The sequence below is a fragment of the Pelatocladus sp. BLCC-F211 genome, from assembly GCF_041928655.1.
Classification (GTDB): Bacteria; Cyanobacteriota; Cyanobacteriia; order Cyanobacteriales; family Nostocaceae; genus Pelatocladus.
Window position 1 is genome coordinate 1 of record NZ_JBHFLM010000031.1, and the last position, 9,406, is coordinate 9,406.

Annotated in this window: 12 protein-coding genes; all 12 read left to right on the forward strand. The window is 43.5% G+C overall.

Going from position 1 to position 9,406, the window contains the following annotated elements:
• Positions 1 to 182 precede the first annotated feature (182 nt).
• The 12 genes from ACE1AT_RS03085 (at position 183) to ACE1AT_RS03140 (ending at position 8,893) form a co-directional block, all read left to right on the forward strand.
• Positions 183 to 1,100: an acyl-CoA desaturase gene (locus ACE1AT_RS03085; RefSeq protein WP_374865848.1), complete on the forward strand. Its 918-nt coding sequence runs from the start codon at positions 183 to 185 to the stop codon at positions 1,098 to 1,100.
• Complete coding sequence (locus ACE1AT_RS03090) at positions 1,090 to 1,686, forward strand: DUF4833 domain-containing protein (protein ID WP_374865849.1); 597 nt, start codon at positions 1,090 to 1,092, stop codon at positions 1,684 to 1,686. The genes ACE1AT_RS03085 and ACE1AT_RS03090 overlap by 11 nt, the downstream gene beginning before the upstream one ends.
• A gap of 264 nt (positions 1,687 to 1,950) precedes the next feature.
• Complete coding sequence (locus ACE1AT_RS03095) at positions 1,951 to 2,619, forward strand: response regulator (RefSeq protein WP_374865850.1); 669 nt, start codon at positions 1,951 to 1,953, stop codon at positions 2,617 to 2,619.
• Positions 2,620 to 2,681: 62 nt separating this feature from the next.
• A complete protein-coding gene (locus ACE1AT_RS03100) occupies positions 2,682 to 3,641 on the forward strand; it encodes an orange carotenoid-binding protein (RefSeq protein WP_374865851.1) in 960 nt (319 codons plus the stop codon).
• 242 nt (positions 3,642 to 3,883) lie between these two features.
• On the forward strand, positions 3,884 to 4,285 hold the full coding sequence (locus ACE1AT_RS03105; RefSeq protein WP_096677622.1) for a fasciclin domain-containing protein: 402 nt from the start codon (positions 3,884 to 3,886) through the stop codon (positions 4,283 to 4,285).
• A gap of 549 nt (positions 4,286 to 4,834) precedes the next feature.
• On the forward strand, positions 4,835 to 5,104 hold the full coding sequence (locus ACE1AT_RS03110) for a hypothetical protein (RefSeq protein ID WP_374865852.1): 270 nt from the start codon (positions 4,835 to 4,837) through the stop codon (positions 5,102 to 5,104).
• Between the two features lie 75 nt (positions 5,105 to 5,179).
• Positions 5,180 to 5,326: a hypothetical protein gene (locus ACE1AT_RS03115; RefSeq protein ID WP_374865853.1), complete on the forward strand. Its 147-nt coding sequence runs from the start codon at positions 5,180 to 5,182 to the stop codon at positions 5,324 to 5,326.
• A gap of 68 nt (positions 5,327 to 5,394) precedes the next feature.
• Positions 5,395 to 5,592, forward strand: a complete 198-nt coding sequence (locus ACE1AT_RS03120) for an NblA/ycf18 family protein (RefSeq protein WP_374865854.1) — start codon at positions 5,395 to 5,397, stop codon at positions 5,590 to 5,592.
• 71 nt (positions 5,593 to 5,663) lie between these two features.
• Positions 5,664 to 5,843 (forward strand): chlorophyll a/b-binding protein, encoded by a 180-nt coding sequence (locus ACE1AT_RS03125; protein WP_374865855.1) that lies wholly within the window; start codon positions 5,664 to 5,666, stop codon positions 5,841 to 5,843.
• Between the two features lie 217 nt (positions 5,844 to 6,060).
• Positions 6,061 to 6,399, forward strand: coding sequence for a 2Fe-2S iron-sulfur cluster-binding protein (locus ACE1AT_RS03130; protein WP_096677627.1), 339 nt, complete (start codon positions 6,061 to 6,063; stop codon positions 6,397 to 6,399).
• A gap of 104 nt (positions 6,400 to 6,503) precedes the next feature.
• The gene (ftsH4, locus tag ACE1AT_RS03135) at positions 6,504 to 8,408 is read left to right on the forward strand and encodes an ATP-dependent zinc metalloprotease FtsH4 (RefSeq protein ID WP_374865856.1); all 1,905 of its coding nucleotides are present in this window, start codon (positions 6,504 to 6,506) and stop codon (positions 8,406 to 8,408) included.
• Complete coding sequence (locus ACE1AT_RS03140) at positions 8,408 to 8,893, forward strand: allophycocyanin (RefSeq protein ID WP_374865857.1); 486 nt, start codon at positions 8,408 to 8,410, stop codon at positions 8,891 to 8,893. Before ftsH4 ends, ACE1AT_RS03140 begins: the two co-directional genes overlap by 1 nt.
• The last annotated feature ends 513 nt before the right edge of the window (positions 8,894 to 9,406 follow it).

The window sequence follows — 9,406 nt, forward strand, 5'->3', positions numbered from 1 at the left end:
TATAGGATTCCTATTTGATTTTTGAACAAAACTCAGTACACATCTAGCTTCCTTTTTTTTCTTTCTTTCCCTATTGCCTATTGCCTATTGCCTATTGCCTGCCTCCACGAGTAAATTCATTAATCAAATCAGATTGCTATAGTAATCATTGCTATTTCCGAACCTGATTCAAAAGCTTGCATATGTTATCAAGACAAGAACATAAAATAAATATTTTAGGTAATATTCCTTTTATATCAATTCATATTAGTAGCCTATTAATTTTTTGGGTGGGTTTTAGTTGGGTTGCTCTCATTACATGCCTTACCCTGTGGTTAATACGAATGTTTGGAATCACAGCAGGATACCACCGTTATTTTTCACATCGGACTTATAAAACAACGCGTTTGTTTCAATTTATTCTTGCTGTTCTAGGCAATTCTTCAGCTCAGTTAGGTCCACTATGGTGGGCAGCACACCATCGTCATCACCACCATTATACAGATACAGAACAGGATATTCATTCCCCCATTATTCATGGTTTCTGGTGGTCGCACGTTGGCTGGGTGATGTGTCCTAAATATTCCAAAACAGACGAAAAGGAAGTCCGAGATTTTGCAAAATATCCAGAGTTGCAGTGGTTAAATCGGTTTCCGATGATTGTTCCTACCGTGCTAGCGATCGCTGTGACTGCAATTGGTATAGTGTTTCAATTGTCTATTCCTCAGCTAAAAACGACTGGTTTACAGATGCTTGTATGGGGATTTTGTTTAAGCACTGTGGTGCTTTATCACACGACTTTTACTATTAATTCTCTTGCTCATATCTTTGGTTATCGTCGTTTTAACACAACAGATACTAGTCGCAATAATTGGTTTTTAGCTCTAATAACTCTCGGTGAAGGTTGGCATAATAATCATCATTATTATCCTGCTTCAGAACGGCAAGGCTTCTACTGGTGGGAAATAGATGTTACCCATTACATTCTGAAGCTACTTTCATGGCTAGGAATAGTTTGGGATTTAAGAACCCCTCCCAGAAAAATCTACGAACACTTGTCTTCAATACTCACAAATAAAACGTCTAAAATTATCAGGATTGGTGATATTAATGCTGATTAAAGAACAGCCTCCTCCCTCTCATTTACGCTTGCTCAGTAGTATTTTGATCAATGTAGGGCTACTATTATTTCCCATTGCACCATCACTCGCGGAGAATATTCCTAGTATTTTCTTTGTGTCGAGTAACAATAATGGAAATCAGGTGCATTACGGCATAAAATTGAATCAGGACTGCTCACCAAAGGGGAGTAAGCCAGTCTTTGCCTACTGGCGAATGAAGAATGGCTCAACTAAAAACCTTTTAAAAGAACAACGCCCCGCTTTTGATATAGCTACACAATCGGTATCAGGGGACAAAGTAAATATTTCACTCAGAGTGTTTGAAGGTAGAGGTATGAAAAAACCTCTAACAATACAAACCTTGAGGGCAAATGACGGAATTTGTCGAGCCAAAGCATGGATGGTAATTAATGGAAAACCTGCTGAACTGTCTAATTTTTATCTTTCTCTAGCCAATATCAAAAGATTTTTTGGCTTAACAATTGGGGGTAGAGTTGTTAGTATCACTGTCTCTGGCTTCAATGATAATCGGAAAGCAGTCGAGGAAATAATTCCCTGTCCTTCACAGTGTTCTTTTGGACTCTGATAGACGAAACAAAGTCGAACATGGTAAGTTTGTCCACACGCAAGATAAACCATACTACTTTGTGACATTTAGTTGTCAGCATGATAACTCTTTTGTAGAAGATGAGTTTCACATCTAAAATTTTCCGGTAAGCGTCAATTAAAAGAATTTAACTCGACACTTTTCTTACTTTTTGTATCGTAAGTTAACCAAATAAACCTAATAAACCCAGAATTGAAACAGCACCTTGTCATGCTGTAGAGGAATGCTAAAAGAGCTTATGCATTGATTGCTGCATTGATTGTAGGTTACTACAGTTTGAACCGAGCAAGCGAAGTATGCAATGGTCAAATCCCCACCCCATCCATTGATCGCTCTATCATAGATCCTCCGGCGAGGGTTTTTAGCACTAGTTCTGAAATCCCAATTGGAGTTGTGATGTATACAAATAATGAATTTCCTACTAATTTTTCATCTCTCCAAGGGCTGCGAGTCCTAGTTGTAGACGATAATGTCGATTTCTGCCATTTAATTACGCTGCTGCTGCAACCTTATGGTGTTGAGGTGCAAAAAGCGTTTTCAGTGCAGCAAGCTCTGGATATATTTAGGCAATGGCAACCTGATGTCCTCGTGAGTGACATTGGCTTGCCAAAGGAGGATGGCTTTGCTCTGATTCAACAAGTGAGAACCAAAGCGGGAGAGCGAGGGGAAGTGGTGCTAGCCATTGCTGTGACGGGCTATACCCATGAAAAGATGCTTCAACATGCGCTGTCTGCTGGGTTTGATCTGTTGTTCACCAAACCCCTGGATTTTGATGAGTTCCTGGCTGTGCTTGGCTGTTTAGTTATTTGCCAACAGTCCTCATATGCGATCGCTCAACGGATTTTGGGTCATTTCCCAAGACTTAGTGATCTAAGTCTTGAAAAGCAGTTACCTCCAGCATTTGCAAGTTAGCATCACCATTTTTGAAACACTATCAACAAATTAATCTAATTTCGTTCTGGAGATTTTGAAAAATGTCGTTTACTATCGAGTCTGCACGCTCTATTTTTCCTGACACGCAAGTTGCTGATGCGGTTCCAGCTACCATTGAATCATGCAATCAACTCAGTGCTGAGGATCAGTTAGCTTTACTTTGGTTTGCCTATACCGAGATGGGAGTTACAATCACTCCCGCTGCTATGGGGGCAGCCAATATGGTCTTCGCAGAAAAAACCCTGACTCAAATCAAGCAGATGTCTGCTGGAGAGCAAACGCAAGTTATGTGCGATCTAGTTAACCATACTGATACTCCCATCTGCCGTACCTATGCGTCCTTCGGCACGAATGTCAAGCTGGGCTTCTGGTATCAGTTAGGCGAGTGGATGAAACAAGGAATCGTTGCTCCGATTCCAGAAGGTTATAAACTTTCTACCCAAGCATCAGATGTCCTGCAAGCTATCCGTCAACTTGAAGGGGGTCAGCAACTCACCGTCTTACAAAATATTGTCGTCAACATGGGGTATGCCCCAACGGTTAGCACTCAAAAAGTCAAAGAACCTGTGATTGCACCTAAAGATATCGCACCCCGAGCTAAGGTCAGCATTGAAGGCATCGACAACTTGACAGTCCTGAGCTACATGGAGAATATGAACGCTTTTGACTTCCAGGGGGCTGTGGCTTTATTTGCTGAAGAAGGTGCTTTGCAACCCCCTTTCCAGGAACCAATTGTGGGTCATGAGTCGATTCTCGCATATATGCGTGAAGAATGCTACGGACTCAAGCTGATTCCTGAGCGGGGAGTGTCTGAGTCAGCAGAAGCAGAGTTCACCCAGATTAAAGTGACAGGTAAAGTCCAAACTCCCTGGTTTGGTGACAGTGTTGGCATCAATCTAGCATGGCGGTTCTTGCTCAATCCGCAAGGCAAGATTTTCTTTTTGGCGATCGATTTGCTGGCATCTCCCCAGGAACTGCTGAACTTGGGCTTTGTTAGGTAGAAGAACTTGAGAATAAGTGATGAACTTTGCGTTTTAAGCCTGGGCGATCGCTCAGGCTTAAAATTATCCAGTTCAAGAATGAGAATCGCTCTACGCCCAGAATGACTTACTGTATCTTTAGAATGTTTTAGTAGAACCTATACAAATTATACATTTTCAAACGCTTGCTGAAACATGATTTCTAACAGCGAGGTGTCATGCTAACAAGAGTTAGCAAATTACACAAAACTAGGTGAAATTAAATGGCTGATATTGTTGATACTGCTGTTAAAGCTGGTTCTTTTAGTACACTAGTTGCTGCGGTTAAGGCTGCTGGTCTGGTAGATACTCTTAAAGGAACTGGACCATTCACCCTTTTCGCACCTAACGATGAGGCGTTTGCGAAACTTCCCAAAGGTACAGTAGATGCACTGCTGAAAGACATTCCCAAGCTCAAAAAAATCCTGACCTATCACGTTGTTTCCGGCAAAGTGATGGCGGCTGATGTGGTTAAACTGAAGTCAGCTAAAACGGTTGAAGGTGAAGATGTGAAAATTGACGCTTCTGCTGGTGTAAAGGTAAATGATGCCACAGTCACAACACCGGATGTTGCTGCTGATAATGGTGTTATCCACATCATTGATACAGTGTTGATGCCTGCGTAAATTTTCCGCACAGATAGCAAATACAGCATTGCCAAATCCTTGTATGAATTCAAATGTAGAGACGCGCCTTCGCGAAGCCATGCGCGACAGCACTATTGGCGCACCTCTACAAGGGTTTTGAAAAAATAAAATCATTTTCATACATTCAATCAATCAGCAACGCTGCGAATACTATTTGTGGGGCAGTAACTACCGATAGTTGCTGCCCTACAACTTTTTGGATGTATTTGATACGGGGAAATTTCGATAACTAGATATCATTATTTATTTTATTTGGCAATAAACATTGCAATTTTGTAATAAAATTGTTAAGCTTAATTTATAAAACATCACAAAACCAAAAAGTAAAACTTATAAAAAGCGGTTTAGTGATTGAAGAATTTGGTAGGCTGAACAACTACGCCATCGAAATCTTTGAAAGTACGTGATGGATAGGGGAAGAATCTAGCCCCAAAAAAAGCATACAAGCCCCTACACCCCTGTTTATTGGCTGGTTTGCAGGAAATTGAACTAACCTAAAAACTTTTGCAAAATATAAAGATAAAACCAATGAGAACTAATGTTGGCTTAACTAATCCCTCTCTGTTCAGTCCCACTGATGTTAACTTAACTAGTCCCTCTGTATTCAGTCCTGTTGTCTTCAGATCCGGTTTCAATCACTTTGAGAAAATCAACGCAACTCAAGCCTGGTCACTACTTTTCACTGGAGGTAGAGAAGATAAGACACTTGGACTTAGCCCCACAGTAGGTCGTTTTTTAAACCTCAGCTTGATCGCTATTGCAGGTATCCTCTGGACTTTCTTGTTCCGACCTTTCTAAGCTTCGGGCGGGCTGCTACGCCAATAACTTAGAAATCAAAGATCACATTAAAGTAACCTCGATTGGAGAATCATTATGTCAAAACAGCAAAAAGGCAACAGAGAAGCCAAAAAACCCAAAAAGCAATCTGATGGTACTAAAAAGCAAAAGCAAGACCCCAACAGACATGATGGACTTGTAACACGTATAGTAAAGAGTTCAAATGAGCAACGAAACATTTAACCATAAAACATAGGTAGTCTAACATCGAACCGACAGTTTTCACCCTAATTGAGTTACAGGAGGCAGCTATGGATCAGGATATCGAACTAACTTTAGAGCAAGAATTTAGCCTCAGAAACTTTACCGATCAAGTACGGCAAATGTCCCGCGAACAAGCTCAAGAGTTCTTGATCTTGCAGCATAAGCACATGATGATTCGAGAAATAATGTATCAGGAGATTCTGAAACAAGAGTGGAAATTAGATTTGGATTTCGCCTCTTTGTAAAACCACCGAAGCAATTCTTACTTTCCACAACTGATTAATTCCTGACAATCACAAAACTTGGAGTATTAAGCATGTCAGCTAACACAAACATCACCTCCTCAATGAAAAATAAGCGCAATGCTTGGATTTGGGGATTTACACCTCAAGCTGAACTCTGGAACGGTCGTTTAGCGATGATTGGCTTCATATCCGCTGTCCTGATTGAAGCGTTTTCTGGTCAAGGCTTGCTTCACTTCTGGAGTATTTTGTAGGTTAGCAGTTGTCCTACTGTGATGTTGACCCCGCTCCTTTGCCGTTGACTAGGTCAGCTTCACTTACCAAATAGGCTTTTTAGCGGTAGAAAGGAGCAAATATTCTCCAAGGTTGACCAACACATCTGCAACACTGCCCTTTACCGCAGGTTAAAGCTGTATCACGAATTTACGCTCGAAATGAATATTTAAATCCTAGCAGTGGAGATTAACTCTTATGCCTAAAGTAACCGCTCAAGGAAAAACCTTTGAATGCCCTCAAGGGGCTAATTTACGTCAGGTGCTACTCCAGAATGGGATAGAACTCTACAACGGGGCTACTTCAACGCTTAACTGCCACGGACTCGGCACTTGTGGCACTTGTGCAGTCCAGGTGGAAGGGGCTGTTTCGGAACCGGAATGGCGCGAACGCACTCGGCGATCGCTGCCTCCCCATTCTCTCGCCCAGAACCGCCGACTAGCTTGCCAAACTCAGGTTTTAGGGGATGTCAAAGTGACAAAATTTGATGGCGCTTGGGGTCAAGGAAATCAAACCGTCTGGACACCGAAGGGTTAGTTCAGTTCGTCCAAATCGAAGATAGATACGCGGATTGACAGCTAAATATGTTTTGCTGTTTTCCACACGTATAAATAAAACTTTTTAAATGATAAGTGATAACGATGCCAATTAAAGAACAACCAACTCCCACTCCTTCTCGCCTGATCAGTAACATTTTTCTGGCGCTGGCAGCTTTGTTCCTGATCACAAATTTTATATTGCCTTTTGTCTTAGGTTCTCAGATTCCCGGTGTTCCCTATAGCCTGTTTATCCATCAGGTTCAGGCAGGGGAAGTTGAGCGGGTGCAAGTTGGTCAAAACCAGATTCAATTTCAATTGAAACCGGTCGATGACCAGGCTGGATCTGTATTCTCTACTACACCCATCTTTGATTTGGGATTGCCCAAGTTGTTAGAAGAGAAGGGTGTTGAATTTGCTGCTACTCCTCCGCCCAAGAATGGCTGGTTTACCAGTCTTCTGGGCTGGGTGATTCCACCCCTGATCTTTGTAGCAATCTGGCAGTTTTTTATCAGACGGAGTGGTGGTGGACCCCAAGGCGTTCTCTCGATTGGTAAGAGCAAAGCCAAAGTTTATGTCGAAGGGGAATCTGCCAAAATTACCTTTGCCGATGTAGCTGGGGTAGAGGAAGCCAAGGCTGAGTTGGTTGAGGTTGTGGATTTTCTCAAGACTCCAGAGCGCTATACCCAGATTGGGGCGCGGATTCCCAAGGGGGTGCTGCTGATAGGTCCACCAGGGACTGGTAAAACACTGCTGGCTAAAGCAGTTGCAGGGGAAGCAGGCGTACCGTTCTTCAGTATCTCCGGTTCTGAGTTTGTGGAACTTTTTGTTGGTGTGGGTTCTTCACGAGTTCGTGATCTGTTTGAGCAGGCAAAGAAACAGGCTCCCTGCATCGTGTTTATTGATGAACTGGATGCGATCGGCAAGTCTCGCAGCAGTGGTGGGTTCTACGGCGGCAATGATGAGCGGGAACAGACACTCAACCAGTTGTTAGCAGAAATGGATGGATTTTCAGTGGAAGATGCAACAGTGATTGTACTGGCAGCCACAAATCGCCCTGAAGTATTAGACCCTGCTCTGTTGCGTCCTGGTCGATTTGACCGTCAAGTTTTGGTCGATCGCCCGGAGTTGTCGGGGCGAGAAGCAATTCTCAAAATCCATGCTCGGAAAGTAAAGCTGGGTGAGGACGTAAATCTTAAGGCGATCGCCACTCGTACTCCTGGTTTTGCCGGGGCAGACTTGGCAAACCTGGTGAATGAAGCCGCTCTGTTAGCAGCCCGCAATCAACGCTCCTACGTGGCACAGGAAGACTTTGCTGAAGCAATTGAGCGGGTAGTAGCAGGTCTGGAAAAGAAAAGCCGGGTGATGAACGAGAAGGAAAAGAAAATTGTCGCTTACCACGAAGTTGGTCATGCCTTGGTCGGTTCTCTGATGACCGAAAGTGGTCGAGTTGAGAAAATTTCTATTGTTCCACGGGGTATGGCAGCACTGGGTTATACGCTGCAACTGCCAACAGAAGATCGCTTCCTCATGGATGAAGCAGAACTCCGGGGTCAGATTGCTACCTTGCTTGGTGGACGCTCGGCTGAAGAGATTGTGTTTAACAGTATTACTACTGGTGCAGCCAATGATTTGCAACGGGCGACGGATCTGGCAGAGCGGATGGTGACTACCTACGGGATGAGTAAAATCTTAGGTCCGCAAGCATACCAGCAGGGACAACAACCAATGTTCTTAGGTGATGGGATGCCTAATCCCCGCCGGATGATGAGTGAGGAAACAGCACAGGCAATTGATCGTGAGGTCAAGGAAATTGTGGAAATGGCTCATCAGCAAGCTTTGGATACACTCAAGCTCAACCGAGACTTACTGGAGGCGATCGCCACTCAACTCTTAGAGACAGAAGTTATCGAGGGTGAGAAACTTCACAGTTTGCTGAGTCAGGTTCAAGCTGCAAATAATTTAACCGTTTCAGATAAACCTAATTTAAATCTTTCAGGAGTTAGCTAATGAGTATTCTTACGAAGATGATTGTAAATGCAGATGCCGAGGTTCGCTATCTTACCCCTGGAGAACTGGATCAGATCAAGATATTTGTTGGCAGCAGTGAGCGCCGTCTACGCCTTGTGCAAGTTTTAACTCTGAGTCGCGATCGCATTGTTAAACAAGCTGGAAAGCAACTGTTCCAAAAGAGTCCACGCCTTGTTTCACCCGGTGGTAATGCCTACGGCAAAGAGATGACTGCCACCTGTCTGCGGGATATGGATTACTACCTGCGCTTGATTACTTACAGTGTTGCGGCTGGAGATACTACGCCAATTCAAGAGAGCGGGATTATTGGTGTTCGCCAAATGTACAGATCCCTCGGTACCCCAATTGAGAGCGTTGCCGAAAGTGTTCGTGCCATGAAGAACATCACTACCTCGATGTTGTCTGGAGAAGATACAAGCGAAGTTGGCACTTACTTCGACTACCTAATTAATGCTCTCCAATAGACAACAGGAATCACCTAAAGAGCGATCGCCACGCTATTTTTTTGATTAGACGGTCAAAGCCTTATCAAACCAACCGATTCAGCTTGCCTGCGCTCCTCTGATTGCTGGGTGAAGTAGATCGGCTTGTTTGAAGCGATCGCGCCTTCCCCACTAATTCTGATGCTACGACCTCGCAGTGGATTAGGGCAGTGGATTGTGCGAGAAGAATATCGGTTTGAAGTGACGTACTCCACACACCTGGCAAATAGCAGATGCTTATTGAACATCTATCAACTGGACAACGATTTTGTTCATACCAGTCAAATCTCTGAGCATTTCTCGCATCAGTTGGGGATGTGATTTCTTGACAATCTCCGCCCTATAAGTGCGGAGATTCTTGCTTCATCCGTCCTCCCTAGAAACCCGAATACAAAGTATTCAAATCTCCCCGTTTGGATACGTCCACAAGCACACACGGACTGCCCGACCGCGTTTGAAACGATTTCTTAAATTTTTCTTTGACTCCCACATTTA